Raw genomic sequence first — 18,708 nt, 5'->3', positions numbered from 1 at the left:
TATAGATGTTTTGGTATTAAACAACCAAGAAAACAGTATTTTTAGAAATAAAAAGCGACACCTACAGTGACTGCACGTCTTCACCCACCGCTGCACAGGAGCTGTCACGATGTCCGCTTTACCCCACGATCCGGGCCTGCCCTCACAGGCATCGCAAGAGTTTGAGATCCGCCGCCTGCCGGCCCCGTTGGGCGCCGAGGTGCTCGGGCTGGACCTGGCCCAGCCGCTGAGCGATTCGGACTTCGACCGCATCCTGCGCGCGCACTGGGAGCATGTGGTGCTGGTCTTTCGCAACCAGCGCATCACGCCCGCGCAGCAGGTAGCCTTCAGCCGCCGCTTCGGGCCGCTGCAGATCCATGTGCAGCGCAAATTCGCGCTGCAGGGCCATCCCGAGGTGCTGGTGGTCTCCAACATCCGCGACGAGAACGGCGAACCCACCGGGCTGGGCGACGCGGGTTCGCTGTGGCATTCGGACCTGTCGTACAAGGGCAAGCCCAGCCTGGGCTCGCTGCTGCATGCGCAGGAGCTGCCCAATGTGGGCGGCGACACGCTGTTTGCCGACCAGTACGCCGCCTACGACGCGCTGCCCGAGGCCACCCAGCAGCGCATCGCCCACCTGCGGGCGGAGCACAGCTACCTGGCACGCTATGAGGAACTGCGCCAGCGCAACCCCTGGCGCCCGCGGCTCACACCCGCGCAGATCGCCGAGGTGGCGCCGGCTGTGCACCCCGTGGTGCGCACCCACCCGGCGACGGGGCGCAAGGCGCTGTTCGTGAGTGAGCACTTCACCACGCGCATCCTGGACCTGCCGGAGGAGGAGAGCCGCGCGCTGCTGCAGGAGCTGTTCGCTGCCAGCGTGCGGCCCGAATTCGTCTACCGCCACCAGTGGCAGCCGCACGACCTCGTGTTCTGGGACAACCGCGCGGTGCTGCATCTGGCCGCCGGCACCCCCGACACCGAGCGCCGCAAGCTCTACCGCACCACGGTGGAGGGCGACGCGCCCCGCTGATTTCGCCGCCCCCTCGCGTACTCACTAATTGATAGCTGTTGGCGCTTGCCGGGTAAGCGCCAGGGCCACTTTTTGCCTGAAAAAGGACAGAACCTATGACGACCCTCCCTTCCGCGACGCCCACACCGCAGTCGCACCGCCCGGTGCACGGGCCCCTGCGCCATTTTTTACGTCGTTTCCTGCGTCGCGCCACCCGCCGCGCCGCCGTGCTCTGCTCGGTCGCCGGCCTGCTGCTGGGCGCGCACGGTGTGGCCCAGGCGGCCGAGGGGCAATTGCGCATCGCCCAGCAGTTCGGCATCGTCTACCTGCTGCTGAACGTGGCGCAGGACCAGAAGCTCATCGAAAAGCACGGCAAGGCTGCGGGTGTGGACATCCGGGTCGAGTTCGTCAAGCTCTCGGGCGGCGCCGTGATCAACGATGCGCTGCTGGCCGGCACCATCGACATCGCCGGCGCGGGCGTAGGCCCGCTGTTCACGCTGTGGGACCGCACGCGCGGCCGCCAGAATGTGAAAGGCGTGGCGTCGCTGGGCAACTTCCCGTACTACCTGGTGAGCAACAACCCAGCGGTCAAGACCATTGCCGACTTCACCGACAAGGACCGCATTGCGCTGCCGGCCGTGGGTGTGTCGGTGCAGTCGCGCATCCTGCAACTGGCCTCCGCCCAGCGCTGGGGCGACCTGGGATTCAACCGCCTGGACAAGCTGCAGGTGGCCCTGCCGCACCCCGACGCGGCTGCGGCGATCATCAAGGGCGGCACCGAGATCACCGCGCACTTCGGCAACCCGCCCTTTCAGGAACAGGAACTGGCCGCCAACCCGGCCGCGCACATCGTGCTCAAGTCCTACGACGTGCTGGGCGGGCCGGCCTCGGCCACGGTGCTCTACGCCACGGAGAAATTCCGCAACGACAGCCCCAAGACCTACCGCGCGCTGCTGGACGCGCTGGACGAGGCGGCGCGCTTCATTGCCGCGCAGCCCGAGCAGGCGGCCGACATCTACCTGCGCACCCACGGCGGCAACACCGACCGGCAGCTGCTGCTGCAGGTGCTGAAGAACCCCGAGGTGCAGTTCCAGATCCGCCCGCAGAACACGCTGGGGCTGGGGCAGTTCCTGCACCGCGTGGGCGCGCTCAAGCACCAGCCCGTGGCGCTGAAGGACTACTTCTTCGACGATCCGCGCATTGCAGGAGGCAACTGATGCGCACCGCATTCCAGGGCGAAGCGAGCGGCGCGACCGCCTGGGGCGGCTCGCCCGGCCCCATTGCAGGCCATCAGCCAGCAGTCCATCCGGCCAGCCACCCAGTCAGTGCGGCCCCAGCAGTACCTGCACCGCTGTTGCAGGTGCAAGGCGTGTGCATCGACTACCGCACACACGAGCGCGTGGTGCGTGCCACGCACCAAGTCTCCTTCGATGTGCATGCGGGCGAGCGCTATGTGCTGCTGGGCGCGTCGGGCTGCGGCAAGTCCACGCTGCTCAAGTCCATTGCCGGGTTCATCGCGCCTGCCGAGGGTACGGTGCGCCTGCAGGGCCGGGCGGTCACCGCGCCGGGGCCCGACCGCGTGGTGGTGTTCCAGGAGTTCGACCAGCTGCCGCCCTGGAAGACCGTGCGCGAGAACGTGATGTTTCCGCTGCTGGCCTCGCGCCGCGCCACGCGCGCCGAGGCGGCCGAACGCGCCGCGCTGTACCTGGACAAGGTGGGCCTGGCACGGTTTGCCGACGTGCACCCGCACCAGCTGTCGGGCGGCATGAAGCAGCGCGTGGCCATCGCCCGCGCGCTGGCCATGCAGCCCCAGGTGCTGCTGATGGACGAGCCCTTTGCGGCGCTGGACGCGCTCACGCGCCGGCGCATGCAGGAGGAGCTGCTGGCGCTGTGGGACGAGTTGCGCTTCACGCTGGTGTTCGTCACTCATTCCATCGAGGAAGCGCTGGTGGTGGGCAGCCGCATCGCCATTCTCTCGCCGCACCCCGGGCGCCTGCGTGCCGAGATCAACTGCCACCAGTACGGTCTGCACAGCGCGGGCAGCGCCGATTTCCAGGCCACCGCGCAGCGGGTGCATGCGCTGCTGTTCGATGAGCCTGTGCACGGCGCCGCACCTTCCGATGCCCCGCACGCGCCTGTTCCGCCCACCTTCGCCTGACCTCTGCCCATGAGCCTTCCAACCTCTTCCGTCTCCGCGGCGCCCTTCGCGCTGCACCCGCCCGTGCGCCCCGAAGTGCTGCACACCCTGCCCCCGCTCGGACGCGTGGCGCCCGCGCAGCCGCTGCCGCTGGGCCGCCGCCTCTGGCAGCAGGGCGCGCTGCGCAAGGCGCTGATCCTCGCCGTGCTGGCGCTGCTGTGGGAAGGCGTTGCGCGCTGGCAGGACAACGACCTGCTGCTGCCCACCTTCCTGCAGACCGCGCAGGCCTTCGCACAGGGCGTGGCTTCGGGCGAGCTGCTGCACAAGACGGCACTGTCGCTGGCCGTGCTGCTCAAGGGCTACCTCGCGGGCATCGCCTGTGCCTTCGTGCTCACCACGCTGGCCGTGTCCACGCAGTTGGGACGCGACCTGCTGTCCACGCTGACGGCCATGTTCAACCCGCTGCCGGCGATCGCGCTGCTGCCGCTGGCGCTGCTGTGGTTCGGCCTGGGGCAGGGCAGCCTGGTCTTCGTGCTGGTGCATTCCGTGCTGTGGCCGCTGGCGCTCAACACCTACGCGGGCTTTCAAGGCGTGCCCGAAACGCTGCGCATGGCGGGGCGCAACTACGGCCTGAAGGGCCTGCGCTACGTGTTGCAACTGCTGGTGCCCGCGGCGCTGCCGTCCATCCTGTCGGGGTTGAAGATCGGCTGGGCCTTCGCCTGGCGCACGCTGATCGCGGCGGAACTGGTGTTCGGCGCGTCTTCGGGGCAGGGCGGCCTGGGCTGGTACATCTTCCAGAACCGCAATGAGCTCTACACAGACAAGGTCTTCGCGGGCCTCGCCATGGTGATCGCCATCGGCCTGGCGGTGGAGAACCTGGGCTTTCACACGCTGGAGCGCCTGACGGTGCGACGCTGGGGCGTGCAGCGCTAGGGCCTGTGAACACTAGGGAAGGGGACTCCTTCCATCACAGGCCCTAGCGGCACGCCACGCGGGCTGCAGGCGCCTACACTCGGCCCATGCTGCGCTGGCTTCTCGTCGTCTTCCTCGCCCTGGTGCTCATCAACGGGCTCACCCCCTGGCTGCGCCGCCTGGGGCTGGGCCGGCTGCCGGGGGATTTTCAGTTCCGCCTCTTCGGGCGCGACTGGTTCATTCCGCTGGCCAGCACCGTGCTGCTGAGCTTCCTGCTCAGCCTAGCGGTCAAATGGTTGTGAGCCTTTTATGGCGCTAACCCTTGCTGGACAAGCGCGAGCAGCTATCAATTGAGATAAACGCTTTTGCCCTACAGCCGAGGCGGCCGCGGTTGCGCCATGATGGGCCCCATGCCGCAGCAACCTCCTACCTCCCAGCCGCCGGGCCTGCATGCCGGCGTGGACATTGGCGGCACCAAGGTGGCCGTGTGCCTGGCGGACCCTGCCCACGGCAGCGGTCCGCCGGTGTTGCTCACCCGCGTGGCGGAGCCCACCGCCAAGACCGGTGCGCCGGATGCGCTGGCCCAGCAGGTGCTGCAGCTGCTGGATGCCGCCTGCACGCAGCAGGGCATCACGCGTTCGGATCTGGCGGGTGTGGGCGTGGCGTCCTGCGGGCCGTTCGTGCGACATGCGGGCATGGTCGAAGTGGTCAACCCCAACATCTGCGGAGGGCTCGCCGGTGCGCCGCGCGGCCTGGGCAACGACTGGACCCGGGTGCCGCTGCAGGCGCCGTTGGCGCAGGCGCTGGGCGCAGACCGCGTGCATGTCGCCAACGATGCCGTGGCCGCGCTGCAGGCCGAGCGGCTGTGGGGAGCGCTGCGGGGGGAGGACGATTGCGCCTATGTGACCTGGAGCACCGGCATCGGCGTCGGCCTGTGCGTGGACGGCTGCGTGCTGCGCGGCAAGAACGGCAACGCGGGCCATGCCGGCCACAGCTACGTGGGCGACCCCGACGCGGGCAGTGACGTGGCGCTGTGCGGCTGCGGCAACCAGGGCGATGTGGAGTCACTCGTTGCGGGCAGTGCGCTGCCGCGCCGACTGGGCCGGGAGGCGCCCGCGCTGATGGTGGCGGCGGACGCGGGTGACGCGGCCGCGCTGGCCGAAGTGCAGGCGCTGTGCGTGCTGATGGGACGGCTGCTGTACAACCTGGTGGCCACGTTGGACCTGCGGCGCATCAGCCTGGGCGGTGCCGTGTTCCTGCACCACCAGGCGCTGCTGCTGCCGCTGCTGCGTGCGCAGCTGGCGCGCTACTTCCCCGCGCTCACCGCCGGGGTAGAGCTGGTGCCTGCGGGGCTGGGCGCCCAGGTGGGCGACTACGCGGCGTTGGCTCTGCTGCAGCAGCCGGGCTGAACTCCACAGCGGTTGCCCTGACAGGCTGGGGCGTGGCGAGGCCACTGCGCGCAGGACGCGTGCACCCAGACAACCCTTAAGTGGCTGCCACGGCCCCTGCCGGCGCGGTGACCGGCGGCGCAGCCTCGTCGCGCAGCGCCTGCAGGAAGCTGTTGCGCCACCAGTGCACGTCCTGGCGCTGGATGCGTTCCATGAGCCGTTCATGGCGCCACTGGCGCTCGGACAGCGGCATGCGCAGCGCGGTCTGGATCGCGTCGGCCATGCCCTGGGTGTCGTAGGGGTTGACCAGCAAGGCCTCCTTGAGTTGCTCGGCCGCGCCGGCAAAGCGCGACAGCACCAGCACGCCCGGGTCCTCGGGCTCTTGCGCCACCACGTATTCCTTGGCCACCAGGTTCATGCCGTCGCGCAGCGGCGTGACCAGCCCCACGCGTGCCGCGCGGCACAGGCCGGGCACGCGCTTGCGCGCGACGGTGCGGTGGATGTAGCGCAGCGGCATCCAGTCCAGATCGCCATAGTCGCCGTTGATGGCGCCGCACAGGCCCTCCAGCTCCTGGCGCAGGTCGGCATAGGCGTGCACGTCGTCGCGCGAGGGCGAGGCGATCATCACCAGTGTGGCGCTGTGCTCGTTCTCGGGGTAGCGTTCCAGCAGCTGGCGGAAGGCGCGCACGCGGTGCGGGATGCCCTTGGAGTAGTCCAGCCGGTCGATGCCCAGCAACAGTTGGCGGCGTGAATACTCCGCGCGCAGGGCTTCGCAGGTCTGCACGGCATCGGGTGCGCGGCCCAGGCGCTGGAACTCCTGCACATCGATGCCGATGGGGAAGGCCGCCACGCGCACGGTGGCGTTGAAGGCGCGCAGGCGCTGCCCGTCCAGCTCTTGCGCATGGGCTTCGTTGACCATGTAGCGTGTGAAGTGGACGACGTCGGCCTCGCTTTGCAGGCCCACCAGGTCGTAGGCAAAGAACGAACGCATCAGCCACTCGTGCTGCGGCAGCGCTGCGAGGATGAGCGGTGGCGGAACGGGCACATGCAGGAAAAAACCGATGCGCTGGCGGCAACCCAGCGCGCGCAGCTCCGCCGCCAGCGGGATCAGGTGGTAGTCGTGCACCCAGATCACGTCGTCCTCGCGCAGCAGCGGCAACAGCTTGCGCGCGAACATCTGGTTCACGCGGCGGTAGCCCTCGCTGTAATTGGCGCTGAAGTCGGCCAGGTCCAGCCGGTAGTGCAGCACCGGCCACAGCACGCTGTTGGCGTAGCCCTGGTAGTAGGCCGCGTGGTCCGCCTGGCACAGGTCCACGGTGGCCAGGGTCACGTTGCCGGCCTGGTGTGTTTGCAGCGCACCTTCGCCGGGCGTGCCGTCCGCGGTGACGGTGCCGCTCCAGCCGAACCACAGGCCGCCCGTGCGTGACAGCGCGTCGCCCAGGGCCACGGCCAGGCCGCCGGCAGCACTCTTGCGCGGGTCGGCCAGGCGGTTGGAGATGACGACGAGTCGGCTCATGCAGGAAGGCTCCAGGTCAGATCACGCTGTCCCAGGGGGCGGACAGCCGCATGGCGGCATTGATGATGCCCACCATGGAATAGGTTTGAGGGAAGTTGCCCCACATCTCGCCCGTGGCGGCGTGGGTGTCTTCGGACAGCAGCCCCAACGGGTTGCGCACGGCCAGCATGGCCTCGAAGATCTCCTGCGCCTGCTCGCGCCGGCCGGTGCGCGCCAGCGCATCGATGCGCCAGAAGGTGCAGATGTTGAACGCGGTCTCGGGCTTGCCGAAATCGTCCGCGGCTTCGTAGCGGCGCATGAAGGGGCCGTCGCACAGCGTGTGTTCCATGGCGTCCAGCGTGCTCACGAAGCGCGGGTCGGTGGGGTGGATCAGGCCCACCTCGGCCATCAGCAGCACGCTGGCGTCCAGTTCGCTGCCCCCAAAGCTCTCGGCAAACACCTGGCGCTGGGCGTGCCACGAGCGCTCGAGGATCTCGCCATGCATGCGCTGCGCATGCTGCTGCCAGTAATGGGCGCGCTCGGGCAGTTGCAGGGCGCGTGCGATCTTGGCCAGCCGGTCGCACGCTGCCCAGCTCATGAGGGCTGACGAGGTGTGGATGCGCGCGCGCGTGCGCAGCTCCCACATGCCCGCGTCGGGCTTGCCGTACACCTGCACGGCCAGCTCGCCCACGCGCTCCAGGCGCTCGAACTCCGCGGCGCCGGCGGGGTGCAGCAGCCGCCGGTCGTGGAAGGACTGCGCCGCGCCCAGCACGATGTTGCCGTACACGTCGTGCTGGAAGTGCTCTGCCGCTTGGTTGCCCACGCGCACCGGGCCCATGCTGCGGTAGCCGGCCAAGTGGGGCAGGACGGATTCGGGCAGCTCGTGCTCCAGCCCGATGCCGTACAGCGGCTGAATGTGGCCGCTGCCGGTTTTGGCCACGATGTTGCTGAGCCAGCGCAGGTAGTCCTCCATGGTGCCCACTTCCGACAGGCTGTTGAGCGCGCGCACCACGAAGAACGCGTCGCGCAGCCAGCAGTAGCGGTAGTCCCAGTTGCGGCCGCTGTGCGCCGATTCGGGGATGCTCGTGGTCATCGCCGCGACGATGGCGCCCGTGTCCTCGAACAGCGACATCTTCAGCGTGATGGCCGAGCGGATCACGGCCTCCTGCCACTGCAGCGGCAGATGCAGGCGCTGGGTCCAGTGCTTCCAGTACGACACGGTCTCTTGCTCATAGTGGCGTGCGGTGTCGCCAATGCCGCCGGAGAGCGTTTCGTCTGCACCGAGCAGGAAGTTGTATTCGCGCCCCGCTACAAAGGGTTCGCCCGAGAGCACGTAGGCCACGGGCGCGTCGGTGTTCAGCCGCAGCGTGAAGTCGCCCCCCACGTAGCGGATATGGTTGCTGCCGCGCGTGAGGGCGGGCTGGGCCATGCCCCAGTCGTAGCGCGGCTGTACCAGCACGCGGATGCGCGGTGCCCCCCGCACCGGTCGCACGCGGCGCACCAGCATCACGGGGCGAAAGGCGCGAGAACGTGCGAAGAAGCGCGGGCAGAAGTCGGTCACCTCCAGGCAATTGCCATGCGCGTCGGTCAGGTGCGTGCGCAGCACGGCGGTATTGGGCTCGTACCACTGCTCGCTGCTGGCGAAGTCCTCCAGCTCGATGGCGAAGCGGCTGCCATCGGGGCCGGGCTGGACGAGCGCATTGAACACCGGGTCGCCGTCAAAGCGTGGCATGCAGCTCCAGACGATGCAGGCGCGCGCATCCACCAGCGCGCTGATGGTGCAATTGCCGATCATTCCCAGCGCCAGTGACGGTGCGGCCATGGCGGTGGCGCCCACGTGAGGTGCTTTGCTCGTCATGTGATCTCCTCGCCCACGGCCTGCTGCAGCCATTGGCGCACGGCGGCGGGCGTGGCCAGCCGCGCGTGGGCGCGCGTCGCGCCTTCGCCCACCTTGATGCCCAGGCCCCCCAGCGACTGTGCGGCGGCAAAGCCGGCTTCGTCCGTCACATCGTCTCCCACGAACAGCGGCGCGCGCCCGGCGAAGGGAGCCAGGCGCATGAAGTCCGTGATCGCGCGGCCCTTGTCCGGTCCCACGGGCTTGACCTCGTACACGAACTTGCCGTGCAGCAACTCGGCGCCCGGCACATCGCGCAGCGCCTGTGTGATCGCCTGCAGGCACAGCGCCTGCAGTTGCGGCGCCTGCCGGTAGTGCAGCGCCAGGCCGGCGCTCTTGGCCTCCAGCAGCAGCTCGGGGTGCTGCGCCATCAGCGGGCGCAGCGCGGCCAGCAGCGGCTGCAGTGGCAGCGCCGGCAGGCCGCCGCTGCGCCCGTTGCCCAGGCGGTACTGCGCGCCATGCTCGCAGGCCACGGGCAGGCGCAGTGGGTCCAAAAAATGGTCGATATCGGCCATGGTGCGGCCGGTGACGATGGCCAGCGCCCCCTCCAGCCGCACATGCAGTGCTTGCAGGCAGTCCACCACGCCGGGTGGCAGCTGCACGGCATGCGGCTGTGCGGCAATGTCGGCCAGCGTGCCGTCGAAGTCGAGGAACAGGGCGTGGCGGGAAGTCGGCAGAGGCGGCGTGGGCATCGCCCGCAACCTTAACTCTGCACGCGCGCGGCCACTGTAGGCCGGTTACCCGCAGGGCCGTAGGCATTGAAAACCTGACCCCTTACCCGCAATTGCCTGGTTTCGCCAACCCCCGCGAGGTCCTCCATGAGCTCCCCCGAAGCACTGCACGTCGTCTGCCCCCACTGCCACACCACCAACCGCGTGCAGGCTGCGCAACTGGGCAGTGCGCCCGACTGCGGCAGCTGCCACCGGCCGCTGTTCACGGGCGAACCGCTGGCGCTGGATGCGGCCAGCTTCGACCGGCATGTGGCGCGCAGCCACCTGCCCGTGGTGGTGGACTTCTGGGCGCCGTGGTGCGGCCCCTGCCGCCAGATGGCGCCAGCCTTCGCACAGGCTGCGCGCGAGTTGGAGCCGCGCATGCGGCTGGCCAAGCTGGATACCGAGGCGCACCCCGCGATCGCGGCGCGCTACGGCATCCGCAGCATCCCGACGATGATCCTGTTTCGCGGCGGTCAGGAGGCAGCGCGCATCTCTGGTGCGCTGGGCGCGGCCGATATCGCGCGATGGGTGCAGTCGGTGTAAGGCGCTGCGGAACCAACCCTCGTGTGGCGCTCGCCCCTGTTGTGGGGCCGCGGCGCTGACGATTCGCCATACGAATGGCTGTTGCTGCGTACCCGCGGCCAATCCTCACCGGGAATCCTCACCAGGGCCAGGCACCACAGGTGCTCAGCCAGCGTTGCCCCGAGGTTCTGGGGCAGGCTGCGCGATGGTGTGAAGCCAGTCGGCCACGGCCTGTACGCGGGCGGCGTGAATCATCTCGCCCACCTTGGGGCCGCTCAGGCCCAGTTGCGCAGCGTGCGCAGCCACGCTGCTGGTGGTGACCGACTGCACGGCCGCGAGCGCGGCGTTGATGCGCGCGCGCTGCGGGTAGGGCCGATCGGCAAAACCCAGGCGTCCGCGCGCATCGCATTCACAGGCCAGCAGGATCTCGTCCAGCCGCGCGGGTTTGCGGATGGCGTCGCAGCGCTCCAGCAGGCGCACCAGCGCGGCAGCGCCCAGGTCGCCGCTGCGGTGGATGTTGCCGTGCTCGCGCGCCACCACGTCGGCCAGTTCGCGGCATTCCACCGGCACGCGCAAGCGTTCGCACACGGCCTTGAGCAGCCGTGCGCTGCGCTGCTCATGGCCGATATGGCGTGGCAGCACGTCGTGCGGCGTGGTGCCTTTTCCCAAGTCGTGCGTGAGGCAGGCGAAGCGCACGGTGAGCGGGGCCTGCAAATGGGCTGCCATGTCCAGCACCATCATCAGGTGCACGCCGGTGTCCACCTCGGGGTGGTATTCGGGGCGCTGGGGTACGCCCCACAGGCGCTCGACCTCGGGCAGCACCACGGCCAGCGCGCCACAGTCGCGCAGCACGTCGAACATGCGCGAGGGCTGCGGCTCCATGAGCCCGCGCGCCAATTCCTGCCACACGCGCTCGGGCACCAGGTGGTCGACCTCGCCGTCGTGCACCATCTCGCGCATGAGCTGCATCGTCTCGGGCGCCACGGTGAAGTCGGTGAAACGCGCCGCAAAGCGCGCCACGCGCAGGATGCGCACCGGGTCCTCGCGGAAGGAGTCGGTCACATGGCGCAGTACCCGCGCCTGCAGGTCGCGCGCGCCGCCATAAGGGTCGAATAGGTCTTCAGCGCCCGTCCAGTCGGCGCTGGCAGCTATTGCATTGATAGTAAGGTCGCGCCGTGACAGGTCTTCTTCCAGTGTCACGTCGGGCGACGTCTGCACCACGAAGCCGCGGTAGCCGCGCCCGCTCTTGCGCTCGGTGCGCGCCAGCGCGTATTCCTCGCGCGTCTCGGGGTGGAGGAAGACGGGGAAGTCGCGCCCCACGGGCAGGTAGCCGCGTGCCACCATGTCGTCGGGCGTGGCGCCGACGACGACCCAGTCGTGGTCATTGACGGGGCGGCCCAACAGCCGGTCGCGCACGGCGCCGCCCACCATGTAAATCTGCATGGGGGCAGTGTATTCAACCTGGAATCGGTCGTTGTCCGCACGTCATCGCCAGGACTGCCGCCCCGCTGGACGAGGCAGGGCGCAGGTGGTAGTAGCCGAAGCATTCTTCGCTGCGCAGATCATCCTCGTCGATGCCGCGTCGTCCGCCGCGCGCAGCGTGCGGCCAGGACGGGATGTAGGCGCAACGCCCAGGCTTGTCCAGGTGAAAAGCCATGTGCCCTCGGCCAGCGGGACGCGGGCACGCAGGTGGGGGGTTCGTCGGCCGTGGTGCAAGCCTTTTGGCGCGTTGGCCTGACTGGTGGTTACGCCACCTCTACAACCAGGTGGGGGTTGAACCGCGCGTTCTCCACCTGCCCATCCTTGGCATAGCCGCGCGGGTTGCACAGCACGCGTGTGCCGTGCAGCCGGTAGTCGAAGCTGTCGTGCGTGTGCCCATGCACCCACAGCCGCGCGCCGCTACCCTCGACCAGGGCCTGTGCGTCGGACACGAAGGCAGCGTTGATGGGCGAGCCCGCAAAGCGCGGGTGGATGCTGTGTGGCGAAGGCGCGTGGTGGGTGATGACCACGGTGAGGCCGGCAAAGGGCTGGGCGAGTTCGCGCGCCAGCCAGCGGGCGTTGGCGTCGAACAGTTCGGCCGCGTGCTGGGGCGTGAAGAGCGCCCCATCGTCTTCACCACCCGCGCGTATGCGGCTGAAGTCGCGCATGAACTGCTGGGCCTGGGCCATGGCCTCGGTGCGGGCGGCGCCCTCGCCGGCCACGCGGAAGTCGCTCCACAGCGTGCTGCCGATGAAGCGCACGCCCTGCAGCACCAGGCTCCGGTTGTCCAGCAGGTGCACGGGGCTGCCCTCGCACAGACGGCGCAGCTCTTGCGCGGTGTCCTGCAGGCTGGAGCCGTAGAACTCGTGGTTGCCCGGCACGTACAGCACCGGCTTGGCGAAGCCCTGCGCCCAGGCCACGGCGGCCGCGGGGCGGGCAATGTCGCCCGCGAGGATCACCACATCCGCGTCGGTGCACGGGTGCTCCATGCCCTGCACGCCCAGGTGCAGGTCGGACAGGATGTGCAGTTTCATGGCACCGCGCCGGCGGGCTAGCCGCGCCGTGCGCGGTAGGGCTCGTCGAACGGCACGAAGTCCTGCTCGGCCAGTGCGCCGTCGATCCAGGCCTTCACGCCCGGCAACTGCTGCACGCGCTGCACATAGGCGGTGATGTGTTCAGGCACGGGCAGGGCAAAGGTGGCCAGGCGCATGCACACCGGCGCATAGAACGCGTCGGCAATGCTGAACTGGCCGAACAGCATGGGGCCGCCGTGCTGGTCCAGCAGCTCGCTCCACATGTCCACCAGGCGCTGCACGTCGGCGCGCACGGCGGGCTGGTCGCGCCACACGATCTCGCCCACTTCGGGCAGGCGGGCCTCGATGTTCATGCCGCAGTGGCTGCGCAGCGCGCCGAAGCCGCTGTGCATCTCGGCCACCACGCTGCGGGCGCGGGCGCGCGCGGCCTTGTCCTGGGGCCACAGATGCTTGTCGGGGTACTGCTCGGCCAGGTATTCGGCGATGGCCAGGCTGTCCCAGACGGTGATGTCCCCATCCACCAGCACGGGCACCTTGGCCACGGGGGTGACGGCCTTGAGCTGGCGCTTGAACTGCGAATTGGCATCGAAGCTGTCAAAGCGCACGGGCACTTCCTCGAACGCGATGCCGGCCTGGCGCAGCAGCACCCACGGGCGCATGGACCAGGAGGAGTAGTTCTTGTTGCCGATGTAGAGCTGGAGCATGGAGGGGTTCCTTGATCCTGTGGTGCTACGTTAAAAAGAGCTGCTCGCGCCCGTAATCACAGGGTTTGAGCTCGTTATTTGCTTGAAAGCACCGTATGCCAAGCGCAAACCGCTCTTGTTTCTGAAGCGTCAAACCGGCCAGACCACGCCGTTGTCGTTGAGTATGGCGTCCAGCGGCAGATCGTGTGCCTCGGGCTCGAAGTCGTCCAGGTAGCCGTGGGTGAACCCCAGGCCCACGGTGGCGGGGCGGGGCTGCAGCGCAGCCAGCGTGCGGTCGTAAAAGCCCCCGCCGTAGCCCAGGCGGTAGCCGCCCGGGCCGTAGCCCACGCAGGGCACGAACAGCAGCGTGGGGTGGATGAGCTCGGTGTCCTTGGGCTTGGGGATGCCGTAGGCGTCTTCCTCCATGGGGCAGCCGGGATACCAGGCGTGGAAGGTGAGCGTCTTGTGCACCTTGTCCACCACGGGCAGGCCGATGCGGCGCAGCTGGGGCTCGTCCAGCAACTCGCCATCTTCCTTCCAGCGGTGCAGCGCGGGCAGCGGATCGAACTCACCCTTGATCGGCCAGTAGGCGCCGATGATGGTGTCCGGGCGGTCCACCAGCCAGATGCGCATCACGCGTTGCAACTGGTCGGCGCGCTGCAGGCGGTCCGGCAGATTCAGGCGCTGTTCTACCAATGCGCGGCGCAGGGCTGCTTTGTCCATCACATAATCCCCCAATGCTTTGGATGAAGATTCTGACACCGCTGATCGCCGGCGCTGCCCTGGCCACCGCCGCGCCGTGGGCCGGGGCGCAAAACCGCGGCGATGACACCGTCCTGGAGATGCAAAAGGCCTTCCGCAAGGGCGACAAGCAGCGGCTTGCCGCGCTGCTGCCGGGCGCGCGCGGCCATGCCCTGGAGCCCTGGGCTGCGTACTGGGAACTGCGTGCGCGGCTGGAGGAGGCCCAACCCTCCGAAGTGACCGCCTTCCTGCAGCGCTGGGCTGGCACCTACCAGGAAGACCGCCTGCGCAACGACTGGCTGCTGCTGCTGGGCCAACGCCGCGACTGGGACCAGTTCGCAGAATTTCACCCGCAGTTCCGCATGGGCGATGACCGCGAGGTGCATTGCTACGCGCTCGCGATCGAGCAGATCAAGGGCACGGCCGCCGAGAGTGCCGGCGCTGAGATGCTGCGCCACTGGTATGCGCTGCGCGAGCTGGACGACGGCTGCTCCAGTGCCGCCGCCGAGATGCTGGCCGCCAAGAAAATCAAGCCCCTGGACGTGTGGCGCAAGGCGCGTCTGGGCGCAGAGGCCAACCGCCTGCGCGTGGTGCGCAAGGCGGTGGAAATCGTCGCGCCCGATGCGCTGCCGCAACTGCGCGAGGCGCTGGATTCGCCCACCAAGTACCTCACGGGCCGCGCCACGGCGCGTGGCAAGGAGCGCCAGGAACTGGTGGTGCTGGCGCTGACCCGCATGGCCATGAGCGATGTCGCCAACGCCGCCAGCCTGCTGGACAGCAAATGGGGACCGCACCTGTCGGCCGAGGAGCGCAACTGGCTCTGGGGCCTGATCGGCAAGCAGGCCGCTACGGCGCTGTCGCCCGATGCGCTCAGCTACTACGCCAACGTGGGTCGCGACGCCGACCTGACCGACGACATGCTGGCCTGGCGCACGCGCGCCGCGCTGCGGGCCGGGCAATGGAAGCTGGTGGGCCGCAGCATCAATGCCATGAGCCCCGCGGCGCGCCAGGAAAGCGTCTGGACGTACTGGAAGGCGCGCGCCCTCATGGCCAACCGCCCCGGCGACGACGATCGCGCGGCCGCGCGCCAGCTGTATGCGCGCATCGCCGGCACCACGGGTTTTTATGAACAGCTGGCGCTGGAGGAGCTGGGCGAGCGCGTCACGCAGCCCCCGGCGCCCGCACCGCTGACCGAGGAAGAAAAAGCCACCGCGCGCGCCAACCCCGGCCTGAACCGTGCGCTGTACGCCATCCTGATGGGCCTGCGCAGCGAAGGCGTGCGCGAGTGGAACTACACCACCAACCTGCACACCCCTGGCGGCATGGGCGAGCGCGAGCTGCTGGCGGCGGCCGACTTCGCCTGCCAGCGCGAGGTGTGGGACCGCTGCATCAACACCAGCGAGCGCACCAAGGGCGTGATCGACGCGGCGCAGCGCTTTCCGATGCCGTTCCGCTCCGCCGTGGTGGAGCGCGCGCGCGGCATCGGGCTGGACCCGGCCTATGTCTATGGCCTGATCCGCCAGGAAAGCCGCTTCATCATGGATGCCCGCTCGGGCGTGGGCGCGTCGGGCCTGATGCAGGTGATGCCCGCCACCGCGCGCTGGACGGCGCGCAAGATCGGCCTGGAGGGCTTCTCCCCCCAGCAGCTCTACGACCGCGACACCAACATCACCATCGGCACCGCCTATCTGAAGCTGGCGCTGGACGACTTCGACGGTTCCATGCTCCTGGCGGCGGCAGCCTACAACGCCGGTCCGGGCCGCCCGCGCAACTGGCGCAACGGCCCGGTGCTGGACGCGGCCATCTGGGCCGAGAACGTGCCCTTCAGCGAGACGCGCGACTATGTGAAGAAGGTGCTGGCCAACACGGTGAACTACGCCGCCATCCTCACCGGCCAGCCGCAGTCGCTCAAGAGCCGGCTGGGCACCGTGGGCCCGCGCGACGCGCGCGCGCCGGAGCCGAACAAGGATCTGCCTTGAATCTGCCTTGAGGGCCTGCTGCGCTATATAAAAAGGAGCTTTTAGCGCTTGGTGGATAAGCGCTGGAGCCATTTTTCATGCCACATCGTCACCCCGCGGCGGCGCCTTGCGGCCGGTGACCATGGCGCGCACCAGGTTCTCGCGGTGCTGCAGGCAGGTCCACAGCACGCCCCCCACATGCAGGGCCACGCAGGCCAGCAGGGCCCAGCCCAGGGACTGGTGCAGGTGGGCCAGCCAGCCATAGCCCCAGAATCGGTCGGTGGTGTAGAGCCAGCCGGTGAAGCCCAGCAACGCCATGATCGCCAGCAGTGCCAGCACCATCCAGGCGCCCAGCGGGTTGTGGCCGAGGTAGCGCGGCGCATGGCCCGCCAGCGCCAGGCGCGCATAGGCCAGCGTGGCCGCCGGCGTGCGCACGAACTGGGCGAAGCGCGCATAGCGGCTGCCGCCGAATCCCCACGCCACGCGCCCGACCAGCAGGGCCAGGGCCACGTAGCCCACGCGCTCGTGCAGCGGACCGGTGTCATCGCTGCTCCACCAGGCCATGGCCACGCACGCGGCCAGGCCCCAGTGCAGCAGGCGCACGGGCCGGTCCCACACGCGCAGCGGTGCGCCAGCGGCGCGCGCACCGTCAGTCTTGAACGCGCTCAAGCGTCTTGGGGTCGAAGAAGGCTTCCACGCGCTTGCCCTGCGGGTCTTTGCCGTAGACCTCGTAGCAGGTTTCGGTCTTTTCCATGCGGCGCACGGTCCAGCCTTCCTTCACCAGCTTCTGCTCCAGCTCGGTGTGCGGTCGCCATTCGGCGGGGGGATGCTCGGGGCAGGTGACCTTGCCGTGGGCGAAGGCGCTGCTGGCCGAGACGGCGAGCGCCAGGGCGGCGATGTGCGGGATCCAGGATGGCATGGGGACTCTCTTTCTGGGGAAAAGGGGGAGGCAGGGCCGGCTACCGGGTCAAGGTCTCGCCCAGCGGCGCAGCAGGTTGTGGTACACGCCCGTGAGCTGTACCAGGCGCGGGTCGTCGGGCGCCACCAGCGGCGTGAGTCGCTGGATGGACTGGTCCAGGTCGAACAGCAGCGTGCGCTCGCCCTCGTCCTGCACCAGGCTCTCGATCCAGAAGAACGATGCCACGCGCGCCCCGCGCGTGACGGGCGTGACGCGGTGCAGGCTGCTGGAGGGGTACAGCACCATGTCGCCGGCGGCCAGCTTCACGGCCTGCACGCCGAAGGGGCCCTCCACCTCCAGCTCGCCGCCGTCGTATTCCTCGGGCTCGGCCAGGAACAGCGTGGCCGACAGGTCGGTGCGCATCTGCTGGTGGCTGCCGGGCAGGAACATGAGCGCGCTGTCCACGTGCGCGCCGTAGGTGCCGCCGTCGGCGTAGCGGTTGAACTTCGGCGGGTAGATGGTGCGCGGCAGCGCGGCGCTGATGAACAGCGGCGTGCTGCTCAGCCGGCGCAGGATGTGCTGGCCCAGGCGCTGGCAGAGTTCGCTGCCGTCGGTGATCTGCTGGTTGCGCTTGACGGTCTTGGCCAGCGTGCCGGCGGTGGCGGCGCCGTCGTCCCAGGCGGCGGCGTCCAGTTGGGCGCGGAAGTCGCGCACCTCCGTTTTGGAGAGGACCTGGTCGATGGAGATCAGCATGGTGGTTGCGGTGTGAGGCAATTGGGGGTGATGTCGCAGAGCTGGGCACAGCCGGCCTGGGCCATGCAGGCGTGCAGCTCCTCGGTCAGCAGCTGCAGCATGTAGGCCACGCCCAGGGCGCCCGCCACGGCCAGGGCGTACATCTGCAGCCGGCCGATGAGCACGGCGTTGGCGCCCAGGGCCAGGGCCTTGAAGGCGTCGGCGCCGCTGCGCACGCCGCCGTCCAGCAGCACGGGGTAGCCCTCGCCCACGGCGGCGCGCACGGCGGGCAGGCGATGCAGGGACGCGGGCGCGCCGTCCAGGCTGCGCCCGCCGTGGTTGGAGACGATGAGGCCGGCCGCGCCCGCCGCCTGCAGCGCGCGGGCGTCGTCGGGGTGCATGACGCCCTTGATCCACACAGGCAGGCGGGTCTCGCCCAGCAGCCAGCGCAGGTCGTCCCAGGTAGGGGCGTGGCGCATGGCGCCCTGGAAGATGCGGCTGTCGTCCGCGCCCAGTACGGGCGGCGCGGGCGGTGGGTAGGCCGCCAGGTTGGCGGGCGTGCAGTCGGCGGGCATCACAAAACCCGCCTGCAGCGCGCTGCGGCTGGCCAGCTGGATGCTGGCGTCCAGCGTGAGCACGATGGCGCGGTAGCCCGCGGCCTCGGCCCGGCGCAGAAGGGCGAGCGTGTGTTCTCGCTCGGGCTGCAGGTACAGCTGGAACCAGCGCGCGGGGCCGGCGGCACCCGCGATCGTCTCCAGCGTGCACGACGACAGCGTGCTGGCCACCAGGCAGGTGCCCGTGGCCTGGGCGGCGCGGGCGGTGGCGACTTCTGCCTCGGAGTGGGCCAGGCGCTGGTGCGCCACCGGGGCCAGCAGCAGCGGGTGGGGCAGGTCCAGCCCACCCAGCGTGAGCCGCGTGTGGCCGCCGCGCACGTCGCGCAGCAGGCGCGGCACGATGGCCCAGGCGGCGAAGGCGGCGCGGTTGGCGGCCACCGTGCGGTCCCAGCCGCAGCCGCCGGCCACATAGGCAAGACGGCCCGCGTCCATGTGCTGGGGCGCGAGCCGTTCGTAGTCGATGGCGTTCCAGACGCCTGCGGGAATATGTGGTGTCATCAAATTTGATAGCTGCTAGCGC

The 18,708-nt window shown here is 69.4% G+C and carries 19 protein-coding genes; 8 read left to right on the top strand and 11 right to left on the bottom strand.

Annotation, left to right across the window (positions count from 1 at the left end; genetic code table 11):
* Positions 1-109 precede the first annotated feature (109 nt).
* The 6 genes from MRB47_RS17890 to MRB47_RS17865 all read left to right on the top strand — a co-directional run bounded on the left by MRB47_RS17890 (position 110) and on the right by MRB47_RS17865 (position 5,446).
* On the top strand, positions 110-1,009 hold the full coding sequence (locus MRB47_RS17890; protein ID WP_252101371.1) for a TauD/TfdA dioxygenase family protein: 900 nt from the start codon (positions 110-112) through the stop codon (positions 1,007-1,009).
* Positions 1,010-1,104: 95 nt separating this feature from the next.
* On the top strand, positions 1,105-2,205 hold the full coding sequence (locus tag MRB47_RS17885; protein ID WP_252101370.1) for an ABC transporter substrate-binding protein: 1,101 nt from the start codon (positions 1,105-1,107) through the stop codon (positions 2,203-2,205).
* Positions 2,205-3,146 (top strand): ABC transporter ATP-binding protein, encoded by a 942-nt coding sequence (locus MRB47_RS17880; RefSeq protein WP_252101369.1) that lies wholly within the window; start codon positions 2,205-2,207, stop codon positions 3,144-3,146. The genes MRB47_RS17885 and MRB47_RS17880 overlap by 1 nt, the downstream gene beginning before the upstream one ends.
* 9 nt (positions 3,147-3,155) lie before the next feature.
* Positions 3,156-4,058, top strand: coding sequence for an ABC transporter permease (locus MRB47_RS17875; RefSeq protein WP_012655545.1), 903 nt, complete (start codon positions 3,156-3,158; stop codon positions 4,056-4,058).
* 86 nt (positions 4,059-4,144) lie between these two features.
* Positions 4,145-4,339: a DUF2905 domain-containing protein gene (locus MRB47_RS17870; protein WP_011803958.1), complete on the top strand. Its 195-nt coding sequence runs from the start codon at positions 4,145-4,147 to the stop codon at positions 4,337-4,339.
* A gap of 96 nt (positions 4,340-4,435) precedes the next feature.
* The gene (locus MRB47_RS17865) at positions 4,436-5,446 is read left to right on the top strand and encodes an ROK family protein (protein ID WP_252101368.1); all 1,011 of its coding nucleotides are present in this window, start codon (positions 4,436-4,438) and stop codon (positions 5,444-5,446) included.
* 76 nt (positions 5,447-5,522) lie between these two features.
* Here MRB47_RS17865 and otsA read toward each other — a convergent pair whose 3' ends face one another.
* Genes otsA through otsB form a run of 3 tightly spaced genes read right to left on the bottom strand, consistent with a single transcriptional unit; the run spans position 5,523 to position 9,506 of the window.
* Entirely contained in the window at positions 5,523-6,941 is a 1,419-nt protein-coding gene (gene otsA / locus MRB47_RS17860) for an alpha,alpha-trehalose-phosphate synthase (UDP-forming) (protein ID WP_252101367.1), read from the bottom strand.
* Between the two features lie 16 nt (positions 6,942-6,957).
* Positions 6,958-8,778, bottom strand: a complete 1,821-nt coding sequence (locus MRB47_RS17855) for a glycoside hydrolase family 15 protein (protein ID WP_252101366.1) — start codon at positions 8,776-8,778, stop codon at positions 6,958-6,960.
* Complete coding sequence (gene otsB / locus MRB47_RS17850) at positions 8,775-9,506, bottom strand: trehalose-phosphatase (RefSeq protein ID WP_252101365.1); 732 nt, start codon at positions 9,504-9,506, stop codon at positions 8,775-8,777. Before otsB ends, MRB47_RS17855 begins: the two co-directional genes overlap by 4 nt.
* A 126-nt stretch (positions 9,507-9,632) precedes the next feature.
* Between otsB and trxC the strand changes: the two genes are divergently transcribed.
* Positions 9,633-10,070, top strand: a complete 438-nt coding sequence (gene trxC, locus MRB47_RS17845; RefSeq protein ID WP_011803963.1) for a thioredoxin TrxC — start codon at positions 9,633-9,635, stop codon at positions 10,068-10,070.
* A 144-nt stretch (positions 10,071-10,214) separates the two neighbouring features.
* Here trxC and MRB47_RS17840 read toward each other — a convergent pair whose 3' ends face one another.
* From MRB47_RS17840 to MRB47_RS17825, 4 genes are all read right to left on the bottom strand, one after another.
* Positions 10,215-11,492 carry a multifunctional CCA addition/repair protein gene (locus MRB47_RS17840; RefSeq protein WP_252101364.1) on the bottom strand — a complete coding sequence of 426 codons (1,278 nt, stop codon included), beginning with the start codon at positions 11,490-11,492 and terminating at the stop codon, positions 10,215-10,217.
* 302 nt (positions 11,493-11,794) lie between these two features.
* The gene (locus MRB47_RS17835; protein WP_252101363.1) at positions 11,795-12,562 is read right to left on the bottom strand and encodes a metallophosphoesterase family protein; all 768 of its coding nucleotides are present in this window, start codon (positions 12,560-12,562) and stop codon (positions 11,795-11,797) included.
* Between the two features lie 17 nt (positions 12,563-12,579).
* Positions 12,580-13,266: a glutathione S-transferase family protein gene (locus tag MRB47_RS17830; protein WP_047350066.1), complete on the bottom strand. Its 687-nt coding sequence runs from the start codon at positions 13,264-13,266 to the stop codon at positions 12,580-12,582.
* 129 nt (positions 13,267-13,395) lie between these two features.
* Positions 13,396-13,968 carry a 5-formyltetrahydrofolate cyclo-ligase gene (locus MRB47_RS17825; protein WP_103738534.1) on the bottom strand — a complete coding sequence of 191 codons (573 nt, stop codon included), beginning with the start codon at positions 13,966-13,968 and terminating at the stop codon, positions 13,396-13,398.
* Between the two features lie 14 nt (positions 13,969-13,982).
* Here MRB47_RS17825 and MRB47_RS17820 point away from each other — a divergent pair, with 14 nt between their 5' ends.
* Complete coding sequence (locus MRB47_RS17820; protein ID WP_252101362.1) at positions 13,983-15,965, top strand: lytic transglycosylase domain-containing protein; 1,983 nt, start codon at positions 13,983-13,985, stop codon at positions 15,963-15,965.
* 75 nt (positions 15,966-16,040) lie between these two features.
* Here the strand turns inward: MRB47_RS17820 and MRB47_RS17815 are convergent, their stop codons facing one another.
* From MRB47_RS17815 to MRB47_RS17800, 4 genes are read right to left on the bottom strand one after another with little or no spacing between them, the layout of a single operon-like run.
* A complete protein-coding gene (locus tag MRB47_RS17815) occupies positions 16,041-16,613 on the bottom strand; it encodes a cytochrome b/b6 domain-containing protein (RefSeq protein ID WP_252101361.1) in 573 nt (190 codons plus the stop codon).
* Positions 16,594-16,863, bottom strand: coding sequence for a PepSY domain-containing protein (locus tag MRB47_RS17810; RefSeq protein ID WP_252101360.1), 270 nt, complete (start codon positions 16,861-16,863; stop codon positions 16,594-16,596). The genes MRB47_RS17815 and MRB47_RS17810 overlap by 20 nt, the downstream gene beginning before the upstream one ends.
* Positions 16,864-16,911: 48 nt before the next feature.
* The gene (locus MRB47_RS17805) at positions 16,912-17,595 is read right to left on the bottom strand and encodes a Fe2+-dependent dioxygenase (protein WP_252101359.1); all 684 of its coding nucleotides are present in this window, start codon (positions 17,593-17,595) and stop codon (positions 16,912-16,914) included.
* Entirely contained in the window at positions 17,589-18,686 is a 1,098-nt protein-coding gene (locus MRB47_RS17800) for an alpha-hydroxy acid oxidase (RefSeq protein WP_252101358.1), read from the bottom strand. Before MRB47_RS17800 ends, MRB47_RS17805 begins: the two co-directional genes overlap by 7 nt.
* Positions 18,687-18,708 lie beyond the last annotated feature (22 nt).

Source organism: Diaphorobacter sp. LI3, assembly GCF_022807955.1.
Classification (GTDB): Bacteria; Pseudomonadota; Gammaproteobacteria; order Burkholderiales; family Burkholderiaceae_C; genus Diaphorobacter; species Diaphorobacter nitroreducens.
Note: the sequence above shows the minus strand (reverse complement) of the source record. Positions and strands in the feature narration are given on the sequence as shown.